The organism is Shewanella sp. HL-SH2 (assembly GCF_051164935.1).
In the GTDB taxonomy this organism is placed as follows: Bacteria; Pseudomonadota; Gammaproteobacteria; order Enterobacterales; family Shewanellaceae; genus Shewanella; species Shewanella glacialimarina.
Window position 1 is genome coordinate 1,771,606 of record NZ_CP195035.1, and the last position, 22,776, is coordinate 1,794,381.

A 22,776-nucleotide genomic window follows, 5' to 3' on the forward strand; every position below is an offset into this window, starting at 1 on the left:
GGCGATAAAGTCTGATGGGTGCAGTAAAACGATTGAACCCACAATCAGGGGTGTTCCTCAGCCTAACAGCAACGATTATGTTGCTGTCTGGTTGTGCATCGTCTGACAATGGCCTTGAATGTGGCACTGTGTCTGCTTATATAAAACCAGATGCAACCCAGTACCTTTATCGCACTATTGTGACCCACTTAGATGGGGTGCCTGTTATTTCTCGCCCTAATTACTTGCTGCAAACGGGTGAGCATCAATTTACGGTAGTGGAATTAATTAACTCACCTGAGCTAAAAGTGTCACTGTCCGCGCGAGGTCCAAAAACTTTAACTGTGAATGTTGAAACGGATCAGCGTTACCATATAGCCGCTCAAATGAATACCGACAAAATTTACGTTGGTAGTAATAAAGACTTCTGGCAACCCGTGGTATTTAAACAAGAGTTTTTTGAGTGTGAGTTAAATCCCAAACCATAAATTGCATTAGCAGGCCATAGATGTGACACTTAATTTTTATTAAGTGAGCTAATTGAGGTGCTATGAAACCGTTTTTATACATGGTCAGTTTGTGCAGTGTAATTGTATTATCCGGTTGTGCGACCTCTCCTCCTGCTGAACCTGAAAACCTTTGCTCCATTTTTAAACAACATCGTTCATGGTATGAAGCTGCGGTAGATACCCGTGAAAAGTGGGGCGTGCCTGTGCATGTTCCTTTAGCCATGATGTACCAAGAAAGTTCATTCAAGTATAACGCCGCTCCACCGATGGAGTACTTTTTGGGCTTTATTCCTACCGGGCGTGCCAGCGATGCCTATGGGTATGCGCAGGCTAAAACCATGACCTGGGATGATTATGTGCGAGAAACCGGTAATTCCTGGTCTAGCCGCAGCGACTTTGATGATGCGATGGATTTCATGGGCTGGTTTATTTATAAAACCAATAAGATCAATGGTGTGTCTAAATGGGATGCGAAAAATCAGTATCTCAATTATCACGAAGGCTGGGGCGGTTATAAACGTGGTTCATATAAAGCCAAAAAATGGTTAACACCCGTTGCTCAAAAAGTTGATGATCGCGCCAGGCGCTATGCTCAGCAATATCAAACATGTAAGGATGATCTTGATTCATCATGGTTATGGCGACTTTTCTTTGGCTAACTTGACCCGATTTTTGTTGTTAAAAAAATCAAAAAAATATCACCAATTAGGTGGTATTTTTTTATGACATTTTATTAACCTCAGCTCGGGTTAAGAGATGAATAAACGGTATTGAAGTAGCCAAAATTCAACTGTTTATCCTCAAACTTGAGCTTTGCGCTGTTAACAAGGCGAATTTATGCGTCAATAGCGAGCTATTGCAAATGAATTCAACGCAGTTAGCGGGCAAAGATCTGTTTGATATGGATTTATTATCCCGAGCTGGGGTTTATTAGTTTAACTTCACCCTTGTTTGCCGATACAATGTAACTAGCTTGTTAACAATGCATTTACCTTATGATGAATAACACCAATATTATTGATAACACAGCCCCTCCAGATTGCAGAATAATAACAAGATAATCGGAAAATACTATGAATACGACATTCCAAAAATCGATACACCGTAAGTTATTAGCGCCTATTTTATTAACAATAGTGCCTTTTTTAATCATTATTAGCTTTTTGGACGCTGAAATAACTAAGACTACGATATTAAGCTTACTGATTGGATTGCTGGTGTGTCAGCTGGCTATCGGATTATGGTCAATGGAGTATTACTTACAAGCACGTTTGGCTAAATTACATCAATATTTACAGCTGGTGGTTAATACAGAAAAAGCGCCAGCAGGGCCGCTTAAAGATAATGAAGCTGACGAACTGGCATTGATCACCAATGACTTAAGCCAGTTTGTTGAAGGCTTGAAAGTGATATTAGATGTTATTCGAGTCGATGCCAAAGCGTTCAAACAAGGTGCTAAAGTATTAACCGAACAAATGCACCAAGCGGAAGGTTCGGTTGATAAAAGCGTACATGAAAACCAACAAATAACCTTATCACTGCAAGAAATTACCCATACCGCTACTGAATTATCCTCTAATGCAAACGAGTTAAAGTCAACGTCAGCAGAAGTACACCAATTACTGCAAATCGGTAATAAAGATGCCATTGAAAATCAAACGGCAATGACCGCTTTAGCTAGCGGAATTGAGAGTATGGTCAATGATGTCAGTTTATTGAATCAAGACAGTTTAAAGATTGGTAATGTACTTGAGGTGATCAAAAGTATTGCCGAGCAAACTAACTTACTGGCATTAAATGCCGCCATTGAAGCTGCCCGTGCTGGTGAGCAAGGGCGAGGCTTTGCGGTAGTTGCCGATGAAGTAAGAGCACTTGCACACCGTACTCAAGAGTCAACAGTAGAAATACAAATCATTGTTGAGCAGTTACAAACCAAAGCTAAAAATGCCGTGAATGGCATCAGTGAAAGTCAGCGTATTAGCCATGGAAGTGTCGAACAGTGTCAACGTGTTACCCGCGCATTTAAAGATATCGAACAGGCTTATGGCTTGCTAGATAATGTAGCCAGTAATATGACTTACAGTATTCAGGGCCAGCAGTCCTCTACTGAAAGTATTAATCAGCGCGCCAATGAAATATCGCGCCTTAGCCAAGAAGTGTCCCAAGGGTTAAAAGTAGTTGTCGAAAGTGCGCAAATTCAAAGTAAAACCTCAGATAAACTAGAACAAGTACTTGGGCGAGTCTGCGTGTAATCTATTGATAATTTGATGGTCTATCTTTTTTATTGATAGGCCATAAAGCGAATAGCGTACGCTTAAATGCTGTGTTGATAAAAGTTCAATTTGTTTGCCATTTTGAAAAAAAGTCAACGTCGTGGCGCTTCGCCCACACCAGACCAAAGGGGCAAAACGCTTGCGCCCCTTTGGAAACCCTCAGCGCCCCAGACGAAAAATGCTGAAAAGCGCATAATTTTCGATGGGGATCGATCCAGCTTCAAACTTCATCTGTATCCAGCGTCGGCCATTGTCACCTAATTAAAAAATATCCTAACGCTTCCGATGGGCCGTCCCTGGCCCAACGAAAGCTAGCGTGGCATCCATGCCAAGCTCACGGGTTCTCGGAATAAAGAGTCTCGATGACCTCAATTCAAAATGGAAATCCCAGCTTTTCTTATGGAATTGTTACAAATGAAGTTGAATTGAAGATGTGAAAATTTCGGGTGCAGATGAGCCAGCGAGTATCCAAAACAGGGCGAAGTTTCACTAAGTGAAACATTTCTGAGCGAGAGGCATGGATGCCAAACTGGCTGTTTAACATGGATGTTATTGGTTTGGTTAAGCCCACATGGATGCTGATTTTAAAACCAAGAGTCGGCGTCTCGCTGGATCATCTGCACATAGGCCTGCGGCAGGCAATTGGTTAGATTGAAGTTATGAGCTTCAGTAACCAAACCAATAAAAACAAAGTAAAACATTGAATTAAAGCGATAAAGTAGATTAAAGTATCAAACTTAAGGACAAAGTTGGGTAACCTCGAACACAATCATCGAGCGCACCATTTAGGGAAGAAAAAGCCATTCAATAGCATGTGCCCATAAGCTACCTTTTTAAAGTTTACTCTGACCCAACTAATTTACATAGACTCGCCAGACTGATATGGATTTTATTACAAAAACAAGTGCCTTATGCTCCGCAGTACGCAGCGCACCAAGGACTAAACCATGGTACTTGTTAACACTGTTGTCGCTATCTTGCAGAGCTCGGTCTGGAAAAGGGTAGTTAACCCGAGTGGGTGATAAGAGCCGCAAGATAGCACATTAAACACTCACCAAGGTTGTTGTTTACGATGAAGTAATGGCTCAGTCCAACCAGTGCTAGGCCGAATAAGCCAAGGATAGGGTAAACCTAGTCCGCATGGGTGTTTCACATATATAGGTGCAGTGGTACGGATTTCATTACGGGCACAGCTTGACTGTTAAGCCCGCTTCTCTTATAAAAATTGGGGCAGTACAACCGCTTCTAGCGGTAAATGAGTCGCATCAAAAGCAATGACAAGTGTGAAGCAATAGAATAGAAAACTAAGGCCAAAAAGCTTTGGGTGAGCAGAGTATTATCTTGACTCACCGGGAGCGTCAAGATGGCCATGTTAATTTAATTAAAACCCATTTTTTCGATAAGAAAATAAAGTGAAGTTGATTAAAAGATAAACACAGTGTTCAGTGAATTGTTCTAATGATTAATATTAGTGGATTTAGGGCTATGAAAATGTTAAATAACTACGCGCCTTAATTTTGTTTAATAATATTGGGCTGGAATTTTTATAATATAAGGAATTAAAATGAAATTTTTCGCTATCGCAACACTGTCAATATCTATGGCTTTATCGGCATCTGTATCTGCTGAAATTGACAAAACACCAGGTTCAGGTCCAAATCCATTTTCAGATTGTGGTATCGGTGCTGCTTTATTTACTCAGCATAAAGCATTAGCTGTAACATCAAATATTATTTGGGATATTGGTACTACAGCCGTAACATCAGCGACAGCCAGCCCTGAGACCTGTTCAGGTAAAAAAGTTGATGCTGCTGTGTTTATCTTAAATTCATATGACAATTTAATTGAAGATACGGCTCGTGGAAAAGGCGAACATTTAACTGCATTAATGAACATGCTTGATGTAACTCCAAGCCAGCAAGTTGCAGTTATTGATAACGTACGTGCTCAAATGGCTGCCAATATCGCCAATGATGCATACATTTCTGCTGATAAACGTGAAAAATCTGAGTTGTATTACACCACAATTATTAGTGCTGTAGAGTCTGTTTAACGTTTAAAAAGAATAGGAAGCCCGCTTCCTATTCTTTCTTGAGTTTTCAAATGAATCGATTGTTTTTATTCTGCAGCATTCTGTTATTTTGTCCTTTTCTTCAAGCTAAAAATACTCACGCTACTACTGAACTCGAAAAATTAAGTTCATCAGATATGTGGTTAAAGCTACTTGTATATGCAGATGACCAAAGTTATATCCGCTCCCCCAAATTCTTTTTTTCAAAAGATGGAAACTCAAATCCATTAGCCGAGTTAAGCGCGACGCTTAGCGCGTTTGCTAAGCCTGTTGAAAATGCCGATCCGGATTCACATGCCCAGTGTAAATTTCCCGCGCGTTATACTTGGTTAAAACAGCAAATTGATATCAGCAGTGTTGGTATTACTGATGTCAGCTGTCCTCAATTCAATCAATTTACCCAACAGCAGAGTGTTAATTCAGTTAGTGTTATTTTTGCAACCGGTTTTCTTGCCAATCCAGCATCTTACTATGGCCATTTACTCCTTAAGTTAAACACCGAAGACAAGTTTAAGCATCAAAACACATTACAGGATACGGCGATCAATTTTGGTGCCGATATTCCACTAGATGAGAATATGGCCTTATATGTCATTAAAGGTATTATCGGACTGTACGACGCCTCATTTACGCAGCAAGAATATTTTTACCATGAAGGTAATTACAGGGAGTCTGAGTTACGCGATTTATGGGAGTATGAACTAGCCCTTGAGCAACAGGATACTAATCTGTTGGTTGGACATATTTGGGAGCTGCTTGATGCTGATTACACCTATTATTTCTTTAATCGCAATTGTGCCTTTCATATGGGTGAATTACTTCAGCTGGTGCTTAACAGTAAACTTGCAGACAGTGAGCGTTTATGGATGACGCCGCAATCTGTGGTACAAAACCTTTCGGCGACTAATTATAATAATCAGCCACTTGTTCGTAAGGTTAAATATCATCCCTCTAGGCAAAGCAGGCTATACCAACGTTTCTCATTTCTAAATAAGCAGCAAAAAACCACCTTGTTTGACATAGTGGGTAAACCTGAAAACATTGCTAAGAGTGACTTGTCTGCTTTTGCACTAATAGAGCAGCATCAAATTGTCGACACGTTAATTGATTACTATCAATTTATGCGTAAAGAGGAGGATGGTCGCAGCGACATCAATAATAATTACTACAAACAGTCAGTATTATTACGTTACCAACTCCCCACGGGGCCTGCTATTGAGCAGTTTAACTCTGATTCCCCACCTCATTTGGGTAACAAGTCCAGTTACTCTTCGGTGCAGGTGTTACACAATTCTGAATTGGGATTTTATGGCCAAATTGCGCTGCGTCCTGCTTACTATGACGCCCTTGATGCGGGGGAAGGACATGTGAGTTTTTCGGCGCTTAGCATGGGAGAGTTGGTGTTAGGATTTACCGATAATCACATTTTCATGAAAGATTTGTCATTGTTAAAAATAGAAAGTATCCGAGCAAATAAAACCGGGCTTCCGGGGGACCGCAATTATTCTTGGTACATCGATATCGGTGCGGCGCAAAGAGAGATGAGTTGTAACAACTGCGAAGCTATTAAAGTGAACTCGGGAATTGGTTATGGCTTTGAAGGTATACCTGAGCTAAATATTACTGGTTTTGTTGGCGGCGGATATCTGGGTGAAAATATTAACACTGACGATGGTTATCTCTCCACTAAGATTATCTCGACCTGGTACGCCTTTGAGCGTTTCTCATCTAGACTTGAGTTTGAACAGCGCTTTTATAGTGGTGGCAAAAAAGATTTTCTCACTAAACTGAATGGGCGATATTTACTACAACAGAATCTAGATATCCGCGTTTCAATCGCTAAAGATCAAAGTGCAAATGAATTTGGCCTGTCGTTTGGCTGGTATTGGTAAACCGTAAGCAAGCCTGGCCCAAGCAATTCGGAGGCTGGTCCTTTAGTTGCGGAGCAATGGTCCTTAGTGGGCGGAATATGCCACTACACTTACAAATACTAATCCGAAACTCACGAATTAGAGCTAAAAATCTAACAAAGTTATGTCCAGTAACGAGTTAACTCTAGTGTTGCCGCAGCCATCAATGAAGTTAAATCGAAGAGATAATAATGCGGGTGCAGATGAGCCAGCGAGTATCCAAAACAGGGATGTTTTGGTTAAGCCCACATGGAGGTGCTTGCGGCGTCTCGCTGGATCATCTGCACTTGTAGTCAATCTCAAACCTATGAGGATTTAATTGGATCTGATTAAAGTTTTATTAAAATGAAACCTTCCAACCCGCTTTTGTCCAAAATCGAATTAGACGTTGATCAAGCTTTATCATGTTTGTACACCGATACAAAATATCCAGACTTAACGCAAATTAGGCTTATTATGCGGTTTTAGCGGGCATTATTACACTGTGATTGATTACGTTTACAGCGGGTTAAATTGACAAAGTGCGCAATAGCCACAAGGCTAGAACCAATTAATGTCAGTACTTTTTCGCCAGTATCTCCCGCTAACTCATGTCCCCAAATCGCAGCAAATAAAAGTAACATAAGCCCTGTGCTGCCTAGTATCAACAATCTGAAACTGTTATGTTTTTTACACCCTAAAGACAATGCAATTAGGCTAATGGGAATAACGGCAATGAGTATCCATAAATGAAAGGCTTCATTGTCGAGTTGCAGTGCCCCTAATCCTGGCAGTAGTACCAGTAATAGTGGTAAGAATAAACAATGTACAGCGCATAATAGCGACAAACCAATTGAAAACAGGTCTGTTATTTTTTGAACGACTTTCATTGTTATATCCTGTGAACTGTTTGTAAATACAGCAGATATGAGTAAAACACTTTGCTTTACTCGTTAAGGGGACTATCACACTATCTGGCTAAGCCGCTGTTGATAAACAGGTATGACATATACAGTTCATTTCTAATTGAGGGGTAACTAAGTGAAAACCGGCCTGCTCAACATTACTTTTAAGTTCAGCGATAGTTGATTTATTTATGGTGATTTCTTTTACCTGATTACACGAACTACAAATCAAAAACTGCGGAACACCATGAGCATGGCTACAGGTAATGTGCGAGCACGCGACATATTTGTTGGCCAAATTGAGCTTATGGACTAGGTTCTCATTCTCTAAGAAATCCAGTATGCGATATACGGACATAGCGGGGATTTTTTCGCCAAAATTGGTCAGGTATAATTCGATTAAGTCATATGCCGACAGCGCTTTTTCGGATTGAACTAATGAAGCCAATACTTGTTTTCTTTTGATAGTTAATCGCGCACCATGACTTTTACAGTTTTGTTCAGCATGTTTTATAATGACGTCTAGGTTATGTAGCATTTTTATCTCAAACTAATAATGTTGTTTTTAATGTTTAGGGTGATAGCACCTTGTTGAGTGCTGGTAACCCACATAGCCTGTATTTTTTCAACACTAGGGAATTTTTCAAATACTGTAACAGTAATGGTAGATAAATTTTCTATTTTTTTACAGTGATAATGATAGTGAGCAATAACCTCACTATGGCCGTCATTATGTGATGGCTTATTTACCTTATCTGTCACGCCACTGTTCTGGTTTTGGTTCTGGTTTGTCATGCTTGAGGTATTGATAGTGTGATTTACAAGTTTACAATTTCCGGCTTTAAGCACAAATAAATCGGCATCTTTAGCCAGTTTTGTTGCTAAATCCGCAACGGACTTTATGCCACTCTCCGTTTTTGCCACATGTTCAAAACCAACTAAATCCGCCGCTGGAGCGCTTATTTCAATTTCAATCGTCTGGTCTTCTATCGCTATCTTGACTTGTGCTAATCCATGGACATGGGCATCAAGATGAGCGTAACTGGCGGGTGAGCAAGTCACTATTATCAGTATGATGGTGTTACACCAATAACGCTTAATCATGCTAATACTGCTGTGTTTCATTTGGCGATGATTCCCTTGCTATGTTCTTGCAAACGATGGCGAGTCTTCTAAGCGAATGCCTTGCAGCAAATTGCTGTGAAGTTGGCTTTAAAAGACCCGCAGACCTTAATTAATTAAGTCGATAGTTAACAGTAAACGAGATTCACCGACCGCTAATGGTGGGGAGCGATGAACTAATCCTGCCCCTTGATGTTCATCCCAAAGCTCACCTTTTAGTAATGCCACATCACCGGTATTTAAGTGTTGAATTTTGTTTTGATGATCAAATAGTCCTGAGTTTTCATCAGTATGACCTTGGTTACCCGCACCTAGTTTGCTTCTTACTACATCTTTATGCTCAAGCCACTGAGTCGCTATGCCTTGGTACGTGGTGACTAATCTGCAAGGGATACGATCGACATGAAATCGAGGGCACATGGCATGGTCTAAAATGGTTAGCCTTAATCCGACACGCTTTTGATCAAATAAACAACAAAACATATCAACTAGCTGAGAAATGTCATGACTAATCATAGTAACCGCATCGGTTTGACCAAATATATCGTAGAGTTTTTGTTGGGTATCTTGTGGCGTTACGGCCAATATTGTTTGCTTTGTGGTACTGGTATTAACAAATGTTCTGACGGCTAAAGATAAGGCTTCAGACATGCTACGTTGCCAAATCACCATATTCGTATCTGGTTGGTAAATATCTGTAAAAATAGCTAAGTCATCTCCTTTTACTGAGCGCCGAGAGAGGGTGCTATGGATTTTTTCTTGGTGTACAGCTTCTAATTGACTCATTGATCATCTCCCCATTGTGGGAAGGGATCATTGAGTGTCACCCAATAGTCTTGGCCTTTTAGCAATTCATCATCAGTTAGCAGGCAGTCATTTAATGCTTGTATCATGGCAGCTTTATCTAGTTTTTGACCAATAAAGACTAGTTCCTGACGCATGTCACCAAAAGGTTCAAGCCATTGTTTTTGTATTTCCATGAGAGACTCCTCATCAGTGGGCCAATCTTCTTTTGGTACTGCTTTCCAAAACATTCCTGAAATAGCATATCGTGCCATGCCACCAGCTTGATTCCATTGACCGACAAATTCTGGTTGTGACGCTAACCAAAAGTAGCCTTTGGATCTGAGTAGTTTTCCAAACGGTTCAGTATTGTGAATAAACTGATAAAATCTATCGGGATGAAATGGACGACGCGCCTGAAAGTTGCAACTACTTATGGCGTATTCTTCTGTTTCAGCAATGTGTTCTCCACGCATCTCTTTAAGCCAGCCTGGAGCTAATTGGGCTTGTTCAAAGTTAAATAAGCCGGTGTTAAGAACCAGGCTAGTATCAATTTTCCCCTCTGACATGGGAATAATCTTAGCAGTGGTGTTTAAGGCTTTGAGAATTGCGGTAAGTTTTTCTAGTTCGGGTGATTCAACTAAATCTGTTTTACTGATCAAAATAACATTAGCAAATTCCACTTGATCGATAAGTAAATCTGCAACGCTTCTTTCATCTTCATCCCCAAGTGATTGCCCTGTTTCTTGTATATCTTGCGCTTCCTCATAGTCGCGTAAAAAATTCACCGCATCCACAACGGTCACCATAGTGTCTAACGTAGCAATATCTGACAGCGATACGCCATTTTCATCTGCAAAAGTAAAGGTTTCAGCGATAGGCAATGGCTCTGATATACCTGTTGATTCAATGACTAGGTAATCAAATCGACCTTCTTTAGCTAATTGACTTATCTCGATCAGAAGATCTTCACGTAATGTACAACAGATACAGCCATTGCTCATTTCGATCAGTTTTTCATCGCTTCTATTAAGCGATATATCATTATTGACTGTGGCTGCATCAATATTAATTTCACTCATATCATTGACGATAACGGCGACTTTTTTACCGTCACGATTATTCAGAATATGGCTAAGCAGGGTGGTTTTACCTGCACCCAGAAAACCAGAAAGTACCGTCACAGGCAGTTTTTGTTGTTGAAGCACGGTTAATGATCTCGAAGTAATTTTGAGTTATGTTACAACGTATCATTTTTGTGATCCATATCTTTATCAGATTAAAAATAGAAATAGACTGAAATATAACTTAGATGTCGTGTGATTAAATTGCTACGACGCCAGACCACAAATGATCAAACATAAAAAAAGGAGCCTAGGCTCCTTCTTGTATTTCACTGAGGTTTAATAAACCTTAAGCAAACTCAGCCAATATCCAATCAAGTGGTGCTTGATATTGCGTTGGCATCCATAATTTTAATTGGTTTATGGTTTCATTTAACGCTGCAGTATTATGTATTGATAGATTCAAATGACCCACTTTGCGGCCTGAGCGAACTTCTTTGTTATACCAAAAAAGTTCAGCGTTAGGCAGGCTTAACCAGCGGTCGTCTTTTTCAATGCCAATTAAGTTCACCATTACACACTGGAAGTTTACTTGTGGGGTATGAATGGGCAAGTTACATAGAGCACGTAAATGCAATTCAAATTGATTGATATGACAACCCGTTTGGGTCCAATGACCTGAGTTATGAACCCGTGGAGCCAGTTCATTTACCAGTAAATGTTCGCCGATACGGAAACATTCCATGGCCATAACACCGACATACTCAAGGCCATTCATGATAGTTGAAAGCATGCTTTCAGCTTCATCTTGCAAATGGCTAAGACGAGCTAATGGCGCAATTGACGCCATTAAAATACCGTCTTGATGTAAGTTTAATGTCAAAGGATAAAATAAACAGCGACCATCTTGAGTTCGCACACCGACTAAAGACACTTCTTCGTCAAAATTAATCGCTTGCTCGGCAATGGCTTCATTGCGCCAGTCATTCGGAATGCTGGTCGCTTCAGCTTGCTTTAACCAGTGTTGACCTTTACCGTCATAACCGCCGGTGCGACGTTTCAATAACACACGGTCGCCATAGGCTTGATGTAAGTCGTCGGCTTGCACTTTATCGTCAACTAGCTGCCAAGGTGATGTGGCTACCTTGAGTTCATCTAACAGACTTTTTTGAGTGAAACGATCGGCTAGGCGCCCAAATACAGGGCCATTGATGAAGTGCGCATGAGTACTGAGTTGTAAGCTAGTGCTTGATTCTGGCCATTGTTCACGTTCAGCGGTAATGATGTGTGATGCATCAATGGGTAAGGTGTCGCCTGTTGGCGCCATTATGTCAACCGGGCGAACATCTATCGCTAGAGGCTGACCTGCATGGCTGAGCATTGCACCCAATTGACCATCACCTAACACCCAAACAGTATGTTGTTGGCTCATTACGCTTCTCTCGGATCAGGATTGTCTAAAATCATGCGAGTTTGTTCTTCACGAAACGCCTCAAGTCGAGCAGCAAGCTCACTGTCGGTTATTGCAAGAATTTGGCTGGCTAATAAGCCTGCATTAAATGCGCCAGCAGTACCAATTGCCAAAGTACCTACGGCAATACCTTTTGGCATTTGCACGATGGATAATAAACTGTCCATGCCTGATAACGCTTTACTTTGCACCGGGACACCCAGAACAGGTAAACGTGTTTTTGAAGCAATCATGCCAGGTAAATGCGCCGCGCCACCCGCGCCGCCAATAATGACTTTGTAACCTTTGTCGACAGCTGTACTGGCAAAGTCCATCAGCTTGTCTGGAGTACGGTGAGCTGAAACCACTTCAACATGATAAGGCACTTGGAGTTTATCCATAATTTCAGCCGCCGCTTCCATCGTTGGCCAATCACTTTTAGAACCCATAACTACAGCAACAAGGGCTTGCATGTTTACTCCTTAATGTACTATTTATTGGTATATTTAGCTCATCATTACCCAGTTAGTGGCGAAGTGATTACAGCATTAATATTAAGGCGATAAAAAAGGGGACAGATAATAGCATGATGACTTTTGTTTCGCTGCTGTTTAGTGTTTCGTGCGGCTAACACTTAGTTTGTAAAATAGAAAACTCTATAGAGTGAGGTTTGAACCGCTTGCTCGTAAAAATGATAAAGATCAAAAAAGTGTGAGTTATCCGGCTTTGTTAGTAAAATGATAGCCAAAAGGTGTTATATTGTTATTTGTGGATCAAGGATTCCGTTTGGCAATAATGGAATGGTGTATGCCTAAATATAATCATCATAAAATAATTTTAAAAACGAGTTAACTTTATCAGTAGTTTAACTTTATTTTGACTGGCTATAATCACTAATTTAGAGCTGAACCTTGACTATCAAACACTCATCAATAAAATCTTCATTCATAAAAACGGCATCAAGTGTATTTGCTGGTGGGGTCGTATTTGGACTGCTTTTATCAAACTCATTTGCTGATGATGCTGAACTGAAAGCTGTAATGTTAGGTGAGTTTTCTGAAAACGCTATTGATGTGACGCAAATGAAACCTATGGCTGTGTTGGCCCTGTTGAAAAAAAACAGCTCACAGAATATTGCCTTTTCTTTTCAACAAATGAGTATGCCCCGCGGCTGGTTAGAGATAACTAAAATTGACAATGCCTGTATGTATAACAAAGTCAAAACCGAAAAACGGCAAAAAATTGCTTATTATAGCCAATATCCTATTACCCTATACCCACCATTAAGACTGATTGTACGGGCAGCTGATGCTAATCAATATTCAGCGGACTTTGATTTATCGACTATTGAGCCGCAGCAATATATGCGTTATGCGGTGGCTAAAAATCGCTCATATGGAAAAAGGCTCGACATACAGATTTCTGCTCAAAAAGAGTTATTATTTTTTCGTGATGGTGCTAATTCAGTTGGCAAACTCGTGGATATGTTAGCGCTTAATCGAATTGATGGATTTATCGAGTATGCTGATTCAGTCAACACTCATATTACTGAGAACAAGATTAACTTCGATTTTAAAAGCATTGCTATAAAAGGAATAGATAAACCCTCACCAGGTTATATTGTCTGTTCTAAAACAGATTATGGAAAACAATTGATTGATGCTATTGATCAGGCGATGAGTAGAAAACCTTTCCAAAACAAGCTAATTTCTATTCATAATGATTTTGCATCTATAGATGACAAATCACTGTTAACTTCTGAGTTAATCAGTATCTTTGGGCAACCTGAATAATTAAAGTTAAAGCAAAAACACCGCTGTAAAGGATTATTAATTTAAAAATGGATAGACGTTAACGACTGTTTTGCAGGAGTATTATGTGAGCTATTCAATCTTTAAAAAAGAGTCTCTATTTACGGCTAAAATGATTAAGCGTCTATGCTTAAGCCTAAAGCTGGTGTTATTGATCCCGATATTTCCCTCCTTACTACAATCAATCCAAGCTAGTCCGTTACAGGGAATTTTATTAGCTGAAATTGACAGTAATCAAAACGATTTAGCCCAAGAGCAACCGATGGGAATGTTTGCTATTTTATTGCAACATAACCAAAATCTATTTCATTTCGATCAACAGCAGGCGAGTTATACTCGCTCTTGGAGTGATTTAAATAAGCTTGGCAATGCATGCATGTATAACAAGTTTAAATCAACTGAACGTGAGCAAGTGGCTTATTTTAGCCAAAAACCGATCAGTATATTTCCACCGCTAAGATTAATTGTGTTAAAAAAGTATGCGGCACAATTTCCACAACAAATCGATTTAGCCAATTTACCCCCAAGTTTAAAAGGTCAAATAGGTGTAGTGACATCACGCTCATATGGTGAAGCGATTAACCCAATATTATTGACCCACCCTGAGTCTTTTTATTTTCGCAGTGGCATGGGCTCGACGCTTAAACTTTTAGAAATGCTCGCAAAAGAGCGGGTAGCAGGTGTTATTGAGTACTCAAAAGAGGCCAGTTTAATTCAGGATTTACAGGGGCTGAACTTTGATTTTCAAGCTATTCCGATTAAAGGTGTGATGCGACCAAACTTTGGCTATATGGCTTGTTCAAAAACAGCTGCGGGTGAAAAGTTGATCGCAAATATAGATTTAATTATGGCGACGCCGGCTTTTAAACAGGCTTTTATTGAAGAACATCTTCAAAATTTTGATGATGATGAGAAAGCTTTACTCAGGCCTGAATTGGATAAATTACTGCAGCCATAATGTGTTTAGGTTATCTAGAAAAACCCTTTTTAGTTTTGATTACGTTATAAAACACAAGCGTATTCAAATAAGGGTTTTACCATGACTATTTTTACTTCATTACGACTCTCAAGATATAACCAGTCACAGCATCTACTTTCGCAGCAGTACTGTTATTCCCAAGCAAAATGGCCAATGGGCTTATTGCTCATCGGTGCTTTCGGATTAGTGGGCTGTCAGCAAAAACTTGAATCCGAATCTGTTGGGCCTGAAGGTATTTCACCAGAATCTATGCCACTTGAAGCTGGGCAGATTGATAAGCGAATAAACGAGCAACAAAAAATGCCCAACGACAGTAAAGGGATTGCTTATTCGTTAGCGCAAACCAGCATCGATATTGCTGAACATCAGGCTAAATCAGATTGGGTTAAATCATCGGTACTTACTCATCAAAACGCGAATGACAAATATCATCTAGTGTCGAATGAAAATCGCATCGGTGCCATCGGAAATTTTGCCGCCTATGTGCAAAATGGCAATATGGTCACCGCAGAAACGCCCATATCGACCTTTTCAATTGATGTTGATACTGCAAGTTATACCACCATGAGACAGCAAATAAACCGTGCAATATTACCGCTAAAGAACAGTGTTCGTGTGGAAGAACTGCTGAACTACTTTGATTATGACTATCCCATACCAACTATAAATGAAGCGCCTTTTAGCATTAATACCGAATTAGCTCCCTCGCCGTATAACCAAGATGCAAAGCTTCTGCGCATAGGCATTCAAGGATTTAAGCTAGCCGCGGATCAAATAAAAGCTAAAAATTTAGTTTTTTTAATCGATGTTTCAGGCTCAATGTCTGCAGTGGATAAATTACCGTTATTACAACAAGCCTTATTAATGTTAACCCAATCATTAACCGCGCAAGATAGAGTCTCCATTGTGGTATATGCCAATGGCGTACACCAAGTAGTTAGTGGCGCAAAAGGCAATAATACCCAGCAGATAAAACAGGCGTTAAATAACCTTCAAGCTGGTGGCGGCACCAATGGTGGTAAAGGGTTGGCACTCGCTTATGACTTAGCGGCGCAGCATTTTATTGATCAAGGTATTAATCAGGTGTTACTGGCAACCGATGGTGACTTTAATCTCGGCATGACCAGCCAAGAAGATTTGATAAACTACGTCAGCCAACAACGAAATAAGGGTATTGGTTTAACCACATTAGGGTTTGGCTTAAGCTCACAATCTGCCCAGTTTAACGATGTTTTATTAGAGCAACTGGCTAATCAAGCTAATGGTCAGTATGCCTATATTGATAACCTCAATGAAGCGCGTAAAGTGTTACATGATCAATTATCGCAAACGTTAGATATCATAGCGTCTGATGTAAAAATTCAAGTCGAGTTTAATCCCGCCATCGTGTCGGAATACCGTTTAATCGGGTATGAGAACCGCCAGTTACAACGTCAAGATTTTAATAATGATAAAGTCGATGCTGGCGAAATTGGCGCCGGCCATAACGTGACAGCTATTTACGAGCTACGTTATAACGACAGTGAAAGTTTGATGCATGAGCCGTTACGCTATAAACAAAACCGTGAGCCGAGTTCAGGGGAGGTGGGTAAGCCATTTACCCGTAACGAAATAGCATTCTTAAAACTGCGTTACAAACCTTTTTCAGGGGGCAAACTCGCTGCAAATGACAGCCTGTTAATCAGCCAACCTATTTATGCCGACATCGAAGTTAAAGGCATTCAGCAAACCAGTGATGATTTCAGATTTGCCGCCGCAGTAGCGGGATTTGGGCAATTACTCAACCATAATCATTATGTGCATAATACTGATTATGATAAGTTGATAACACTCGCTCAAACGGGATTAGGCGAAGATAGATTTGGCTATCGGCATGAGTTTGTTCAATTAATGCGTTCGGCTAAATTGCTCGTTGAACAGGGTGTCGGGCAACAAGGAGGCTTTTATGACAAGGTACAGCCAACTGAGTATTCATCAGCGCTTTCTCCTGCAGTAACTCGCTCAGTGCCGAAAACGATGCAAACCAATTAACACTATTATCCCTAGGCTGGTGGCACTTAACCTCTAGCCTATGGGTAAACAAACGGATTTTTAAGAGAGTGTGCATGACAGCAAATAATAGTGAAACCCTTGAGTTAGACGTAAATCTTGTTAATGCGCAAAGCGATGAGCAATTGATGCTAGCTTACCAGTCGGGCGATATAAAAGCATTTGAGGCCCTTTATACTAAACATAAAGGACCGCTATATCGTTACTTTGTGCGTCAGCTATACGATAACGTCTTGGCGGAAGATTTATATCAAGAGGTGTGGGGCAAGGTAATAAAAGCGGCGGCAAATTATCAGGTCAGTGCTAAATTCACCACCTGGCTATATAAAATTGCCCATAACTTAATTATCGATCACGTTCGAGCAGTAAAGCCCTTGGATGACACGCAAGAGTTGGCAGAAGATCAAACCATGGACAGCTTTAACGCTGCGTCAAATGTAGAACCTGATAGCCAATTGCAGCAACAACAGCAAGCTAGATTATTACAAGCCTGTATTGATTTGTTACCCGCAGTACAAAAAGAAGCCTTTTTACTTAATGTCGAATTAGGCCTGACCGCATCTGTTATTAGCGATATTGCGCAAGTGACAGTGGAAGCAACTAAAAGTCGTATTCGCTATGCTTATCAAAGTATTAAATCTTGTGTCACCCAAAAATTACAGGCGGTATAAAGATGACTCAACAACATGATGAAACATTTTTAGCCTTACAAGATGAAATCGCTAAGCTATACCATCAAGGCCCCAAACCGCAGCCATCAGCGCAACTAGATGAAGCGATTTTAGCCCAAGCACAAACCGAATTAAGCTTAAGTCAGTCTGCGGCACTAGCGCTAGCGGTTCAAAACCAGGACGAAACAAATGTTGTAAGCATAAAGGGTTGGCGACAATATCGTTGGCAACTGTCTTCCGCAGCATCAGTGGTGCTGGTGGCAGGCTTGTTTATGATGATGCCGATGGAGCAGCACTATAATTCATTAGAGCTTAATCCATCCGGTCTAAACTCATCAGATTTTGAGGCGTTATCATTGGATATGCCAGTGGCTGATAACCAAACTAATGACAAAACAGCCTCTGCCGCGCTTAAGTCTGCGCCCATGTCAGCACCTAACTCGACTGCACCTAATACCTCAGCAGCACCTATATCTACAGCACCTCAATTGTCGTCATTCGCCCAAGAGCAAAACATAGTCGACACTCATAGCGCAGATGATAGGTTTAGCAGTAAAGGAGCATCGCAAACAAGTTTATCGCAGCAAGCTGAACAAGCGAATGAAACCGCTAAAGTGGTTGAGCAAGTTGAGCAAAGTCGTCAGCAAAAAATGATGTCGGAACTCAAACCATCAGAACACAGTGAACTTACCCAAGTTGCTAATAATCAATATTTAAAAGACTCAGGTATGATCACCTTAGATACCGCTGATAAAGCGATGGTAAGGTTAACTGAGTTGGTTAAATTAAAAAAATTGTCACAAGCTGAGCGCTACATGTTAACGATGGAGCAACGGTTTCCTGAGTTGAATAATCTTAATCATCCACTACATGAAGATTACAACAAGATTAAGCAGCAATTAACTGTAAAGTGATGTTTTATAAATCAAACTAAATAGGCTCTATGGGACACATGTCTCTTAGAGCCTATTTTAGCGGTGATATTTATCACAGCACTTCACGTCAACTGATACCTGTGCCACTTAATATCATTTCCATTGAGCTTCCTCTCTTCAAAATAAGTAGTCTAGCGTTATGAAGACACCGCAATAAAGGCGATTAATCTGTTGCCATTAGTTACATTTTTAGGCTTTTAAAAAAGTCACATTCTGGTAACTTGTCTGCTAACAAAAATAATATGGAATAAACCCTTAATGAAACTTCGTCGCTCAGTATTAAGCTGCATGATTGCCCTAGGTTGTGTTAGTGCGTTCTCATCAATGGTGCAAGCCAGTAATGGTTATTATCGCGCCCCCGCATTACATGACAATACCTTAGTGTTTACCGCTGAAGGGGATTTATGGAAAACCCAGCTTAATAGCCAAGTCGCCAGTCGGTTAACCACTCAAGCGGCGGAAGAAACCGATGCCAGTATTTCCCAAGATGGACAATGGATTGCATTTAGCGCTAACTACGAAGGCGCGACAGAAGTGTATGTTATGCCTATGGCAGGTGGCGTGGCCAAGCGAGTCAGCTTTGAAAACTCGCGGATAAGATTACAAGGCTGGACAGCCACAGGTGAGATCCTGTATTCCACAGACAATGCTTTTGGCCCAGCAAACTACTGGGTATTAAAAACCATTAATCCTGATACGTTAACGGTAACTAATTTACCGCTTGCCGATGCGATAGAAGGTGTCATTGATGCTAAAGGGGAATATGTTTATTTTACCCAATTTGGTCTGCAAGCCAGTGGTGATAATGCCAAAGTGTATCGTGGTGGCGCCAAAGGTGAAATTTGGCGTTTTGGTTTAGGCCAAGACAAAGAAGCACAGCAATTAACCACCCAACATGAAGGGTCAGTACGTCAACCCATGTTGTGGCAGGACAGAGTTTATTTTATTAGTGATGCATCGGGTAATGATAATATTTGGTCTATGTCATTAACCGGAGGCGACATTAAACAACATAGCCAATATACCGATTGGCAGGTCAGAGATGCTAAATTACATCAAGGTAAAGTGGTTTTTCAGCAGGGTGCTGACATCAAGTTATTTGATCTCGCCAGTAATAAAGACTCAGTTGTGGATGTCGAATTAAGCAGTGACTTTCCCCATCGACGTGAGCACTGGGTTAATGATCCAATGGATTACGCTACCTCAACCAGCTTAAGCCCTAAAGGCGATCAAGTGGTGATAACGGCTCGTAGTCATGTTGCCATTGCCAATAAAGATGACCGTCGCTTAGTGCAAATAGCCTCTGCACCAGAGAGTCGAGTACGTGATGCATTACTGAGTAAAAATGGTAAATGGGTATACGGCATAAGTGATGCTTCTGGTGAACAAGAAATATGGCAATTCCCAGCCGATGGCAGCGAGGGTGCAAAACAGCTGACTAAAGATGGCAATACGCTACGTACCAGTTTAAAGCTGTCACCGAGTGGTCGATATTTGGCCCATGACGATTATATGGGCAATGTGTGGCTACTTGATTTAACCACGAGTAAAAATAGCAAAATCGCCGTCAATGGCGAAGGTCTAGGGCCATATCAAGATATTGTCTGGTCACCAGACAGCGAATATATCGCATTAACTAAAGCCGAAATCGGTAAACAACGCCCACAAGTCGTGCTGTATTCAGTTAATGAATCTAAAGCGCAAACACTGACCTCTGATAAATATGAATCATTCTCACCAAGCTTCAGTTTAGATGGCAACTGGCTGTACTTTTTATCTAATCGTGATTTCAATGCCACGCCAAGTTCACCTTGGGGCGACAGAAACATGGGCCCGGTGTTTGATAAACGCACCCAGGTTTTTGCCCTAGCGTTAAATAAAAAAGCACTATTTCCGTTTGCTAAAACAACCGAGTTATCAGTACAAAATGACAAAGATGATGAGGATAAAGTTGAAACAGCCGACATAAAACTTGAATGGCAAGGCTTGGCGCAGCGACTATGGCAAGTGCCTGTTGAGTCTGGTAATTACAGCCGTTTACAACAATCAAAATCAGGTCTGTATGTTATTGATAGTGTGAATGATAAAAGCGCTTTAAAGTGGATTAAGTTCGATAATGTCGCGCCAAAAGTGGACGTATTTGCTGAAGATGTCGCTGATTTTACTCTAGCTGATGATCAATCCACTATTTTACTGCGCAAACAAGCCAATCCGAAAGAGTTATTGATTGTTGCAGCGGGTGAGAAGTTACCTGCAGATGTGAGTCAGGCGAAGGTCAAAACAAATCAATGGCAATTACGCATTTCACCGATGCAAGAATGGCAGCAAATATTTGAAGATGCGTGGTTAATGCATCGCGATCAATTTTTTGATACCCAAATGCGCGGACTCGATTGGCAAGCAACCAAAGCTAAGTATCTACCTTTGCTGCAAAGGGTCACCGAACGTAACGAGCTAAACGATATATTTGAACAAATGATGGGCGAGCTAAACTCGCTACACTCGCAAGTGCGCGGTGGCGATATGGTGCAGGATAAAGATGCGGCTAAATCGGCGTCACTCGGTGCACGGTTAAATCTGAGTTCCAAAGGCGTTGAGATAGCCCATATTTATCAAAATGATCCTGAGTTACCGAGCCAGGCTTCACCATTAGCCCGTATTGAAGTTGATGCCCAAGTGGGTGACATCATTAAAGCCATTAATGGTAAGCCAGTGGCAAATTTAGGTGATGTAACACAGCTATTGCGTAACCAAGCCAACAAACAAGTGTTATTAACCCTAGAGCGTGGCAGAAATCAACATAAAACCGTGGTGTTACCTACCGACACTAACACTGATGCCACATTGCGTTATTTAGATTGGGTGCAACATAATCAAGCTAAAGTTACCGAAGCATCAAAGGGTGAGTTTGGTTATTTGCATTTATACGCAATGGGCGCGGGCGATATCGAAAGTTTTGCGCGTGAGTTTTACACCAACTACGACAAACCAGGGTTAATTATCGATGTACGCCGCAATAGAGGCGGTAATATCGACAGTTGGATTATTGAAAAGCTATTACGTAAAGCATGGGCATTCTGGAAGCCAACCCATGGTAGCGCTAGCACCAATATGCAGCAAACTTTCCGTGGCGAGCTAGTAGTACTGGCTGACCAGATGACGTATTCAGATGGGGAAACCTTTTCTGCAGGTATTAAAGCCCTAGGTATAGCGCCACTAATCGGTAAGCAAACCGCTGGTGCAGGGGTGTGGTTATCGGGTCGTAACAGTGTAACTGACAATGGCATGGCAAGGGTTGCAGAGTATCCACAATATGCAATGGACGGTCGCTGGGTAGTTGAAGCTCATGGGGTTGAACCGGATATTGAAGTGAGTAACTTACCCCATGCAACATACCAGGGGGACGATGCTCAGTTAGCCGCCGCGATTGAATACTTACAGCAAGCGCAAGCTAAGCAGCCAATGTTACCGCTTAACGCATTGCCGTTGCCAAAAAGTGGCAAAGCGGATGATATTAAATAGTCATACTTAAAGTGCCTGTAGTGATATAGGCACTTTTAAAACAAGCATAAATAGATATGGATAAGTAGACACAAAAAAGCCGCGAAAGCGGCTTTTTTGTGTTTGGTGCTTTATGTTTAGCGCATGATTGTTAACAATCAAAACAGCATTAAGCTAAAAATTAATGCTTAATTTCAACTTCACAGGCTAAAGAATTAGCGATAAAGCAATTGGCGTGGGCTTTTTCATGAATTTTAGCGATGGTTTCTTCGCTTACTTCAAGGCCATCGGCAAACACAACCTGAGGATAAAGGGTCATTTTAACCACTGCAATTTTACCTGCATCATTTTTACCTAAATCAGCAATGGCGTTATCAGTATAGCTATCAACCGGTAAACGTTTTAGGTGTGCAATGGCCAGAAAAGTCAGCATATGACAAGAAGACAGCGCAGCTAATAAGTTTTCCTCTGGATTAACTTTATCGGCATTGCCTTTATATTCTGGCGCTGATGAAGCTTGAACCGCTTGACCACTGCCATAACTGACTTGATGGTCACGATTAAACTCACCCTCTGGTGCAGGTGAAGTGTGCCAATCAACAGTGACTTTAAAACCCATCTGATACTCCTAGTTTGAGCGACCACATTGCATTCACAATGCGTTATTCGGTGCTGATTCAACACTAACTGGACGCTAATGTCCATGTTTTATCTATGCTTTTAGGCGCTCGGTTTAAATGATTTTCATATGAGTACTAACACAAAAGAATATGACGCACCCCAAA

19 protein-coding genes are annotated in these 22,776 nt (G+C 41.0%); 11 read left to right on the forward strand and 8 right to left on the reverse strand.

Annotation, left to right across the window (positions count from 1 at the left end; all coding sequences use genetic code 11):
- Positions 1-14 precede the first annotated feature (14 nt).
- The 5 genes from ACRWP9_RS07710 to ACRWP9_RS07730 all read left to right on the forward strand — a co-directional run bounded on the left by ACRWP9_RS07710 (position 15) and on the right by ACRWP9_RS07730 (position 6,724).
- Positions 15-467, forward strand: a complete 453-nt coding sequence (locus ACRWP9_RS07710; protein ID WP_434928615.1) for a hypothetical protein — start codon at positions 15-17, stop codon at positions 465-467.
- 62 nt (positions 468-529) lie between these two features.
- Positions 530-1,147 (forward strand): hypothetical protein, encoded by a 618-nt coding sequence (locus tag ACRWP9_RS07715; RefSeq protein WP_434928616.1) that lies wholly within the window; start codon positions 530-532, stop codon positions 1,145-1,147.
- Positions 1,148-1,561: 414 nt separating this feature from the next.
- Positions 1,562-2,740, forward strand: coding sequence for a methyl-accepting chemotaxis protein (locus ACRWP9_RS07720; RefSeq protein WP_434928617.1), 1,179 nt, complete (start codon positions 1,562-1,564; stop codon positions 2,738-2,740).
- A 1,585-nt stretch (positions 2,741-4,325) separates the two neighbouring features.
- Positions 4,326-4,814 carry a DUF3015 family protein gene (locus ACRWP9_RS07725; RefSeq protein WP_434928618.1) on the forward strand — a complete coding sequence of 163 codons (489 nt, stop codon included), beginning with the start codon at positions 4,326-4,328 and terminating at the stop codon, positions 4,812-4,814.
- A gap of 50 nt (positions 4,815-4,864) precedes the next feature.
- Positions 4,865-6,724, forward strand: a complete 1,860-nt coding sequence (locus ACRWP9_RS07730) for an Lnb N-terminal periplasmic domain-containing protein (protein WP_434928619.1) — start codon at positions 4,865-4,867, stop codon at positions 6,722-6,724.
- A gap of 482 nt (positions 6,725-7,206) precedes the next feature.
- Here the strand turns inward: ACRWP9_RS07730 and ACRWP9_RS07735 are convergent, their stop codons facing one another.
- The 7 genes from ACRWP9_RS07735 to purE form a co-directional block, all read right to left on the reverse strand.
- Complete coding sequence (locus ACRWP9_RS07735) at positions 7,207-7,611, reverse strand: MerC domain-containing protein (RefSeq protein WP_434928620.1); 405 nt, start codon at positions 7,609-7,611, stop codon at positions 7,207-7,209.
- Between the two features lie 88 nt (positions 7,612-7,699).
- Positions 7,700-8,164, reverse strand: coding sequence for a Fur family transcriptional regulator (locus ACRWP9_RS07740; protein ID WP_434928621.1), 465 nt, complete (start codon positions 8,162-8,164; stop codon positions 7,700-7,702).
- A 2-nt stretch (positions 8,165-8,166) separates the two neighbouring features.
- Positions 8,167-8,751: a DUF2796 domain-containing protein gene (locus ACRWP9_RS07745; protein WP_434928622.1), complete on the reverse strand. Its 585-nt coding sequence runs from the start codon at positions 8,749-8,751 to the stop codon at positions 8,167-8,169.
- Between the two features lie 105 nt (positions 8,752-8,856).
- Complete coding sequence (locus ACRWP9_RS07750; RefSeq protein ID WP_434928623.1) at positions 8,857-9,534, reverse strand: DUF1826 domain-containing protein; 678 nt, start codon at positions 9,532-9,534, stop codon at positions 8,857-8,859.
- A complete protein-coding gene (gene zigA / locus ACRWP9_RS07755) occupies positions 9,531-10,739 on the reverse strand; it encodes a zinc metallochaperone GTPase ZigA (RefSeq protein ID WP_434928624.1) in 1,209 nt (402 codons plus the stop codon). The genes ACRWP9_RS07750 and zigA overlap by 4 nt, the downstream gene beginning before the upstream one ends.
- A gap of 205 nt (positions 10,740-10,944) precedes the next feature.
- A complete protein-coding gene (gene purK, locus ACRWP9_RS07760; protein WP_434928625.1) occupies positions 10,945-12,027 on the reverse strand; it encodes a 5-(carboxyamino)imidazole ribonucleotide synthase in 1,083 nt (360 codons plus the stop codon).
- The gene (purE, locus tag ACRWP9_RS07765) at positions 12,027-12,518 is read right to left on the reverse strand and encodes a 5-(carboxyamino)imidazole ribonucleotide mutase (protein ID WP_226410624.1); all 492 of its coding nucleotides are present in this window, start codon (positions 12,516-12,518) and stop codon (positions 12,027-12,029) included. The genes purK and purE overlap by 1 nt, the downstream gene beginning before the upstream one ends.
- A gap of 438 nt (positions 12,519-12,956) precedes the next feature.
- On the opposite strand from purE, the gene ACRWP9_RS07770 reads away from it, so the two are divergent.
- The 6 genes from ACRWP9_RS07770 to ACRWP9_RS07795 all read left to right on the forward strand — a co-directional run bounded on the left by ACRWP9_RS07770 (position 12,957) and on the right by ACRWP9_RS07795 (position 22,012).
- Positions 12,957-13,838, forward strand: a complete 882-nt coding sequence (locus ACRWP9_RS07770) for a hypothetical protein (RefSeq protein WP_434928626.1) — start codon at positions 12,957-12,959, stop codon at positions 13,836-13,838.
- A gap of 85 nt (positions 13,839-13,923) precedes the next feature.
- Positions 13,924-14,814, forward strand: coding sequence for a hypothetical protein (locus tag ACRWP9_RS07775; RefSeq protein WP_434928627.1), 891 nt, complete (start codon positions 13,924-13,926; stop codon positions 14,812-14,814).
- An 81-nt stretch (positions 14,815-14,895) separates the two neighbouring features.
- Positions 14,896-16,866, forward strand: a complete 1,971-nt coding sequence (locus tag ACRWP9_RS07780; RefSeq protein ID WP_434928628.1) for a vWA domain-containing protein — start codon at positions 14,896-14,898, stop codon at positions 16,864-16,866.
- 74 nt (positions 16,867-16,940) lie between these two features.
- On the forward strand, positions 16,941-17,555 hold the full coding sequence (locus tag ACRWP9_RS07785; RefSeq protein WP_434928629.1) for a sigma-70 family RNA polymerase sigma factor: 615 nt from the start codon (positions 16,941-16,943) through the stop codon (positions 17,553-17,555).
- A gap of 2 nt (positions 17,556-17,557) precedes the next feature.
- Positions 17,558-18,469 carry a hypothetical protein gene (locus tag ACRWP9_RS07790; RefSeq protein WP_434928630.1) on the forward strand — a complete coding sequence of 304 codons (912 nt, stop codon included), beginning with the start codon at positions 17,558-17,560 and terminating at the stop codon, positions 18,467-18,469.
- A gap of 279 nt (positions 18,470-18,748) precedes the next feature.
- Positions 18,749-22,012 carry a S41 family peptidase gene (locus ACRWP9_RS07795; RefSeq protein ID WP_434928631.1) on the forward strand — a complete coding sequence of 1,088 codons (3,264 nt, stop codon included), beginning with the start codon at positions 18,749-18,751 and terminating at the stop codon, positions 22,010-22,012.
- Positions 22,013-22,172: 160 nt separating this feature from the next.
- Here the strand turns inward: ACRWP9_RS07795 and ACRWP9_RS07800 are convergent, their stop codons facing one another.
- Complete coding sequence (locus tag ACRWP9_RS07800; RefSeq protein ID WP_434928632.1) at positions 22,173-22,610, reverse strand: OsmC family protein; 438 nt, start codon at positions 22,608-22,610, stop codon at positions 22,173-22,175.
- Positions 22,611-22,776 lie beyond the last annotated feature (166 nt).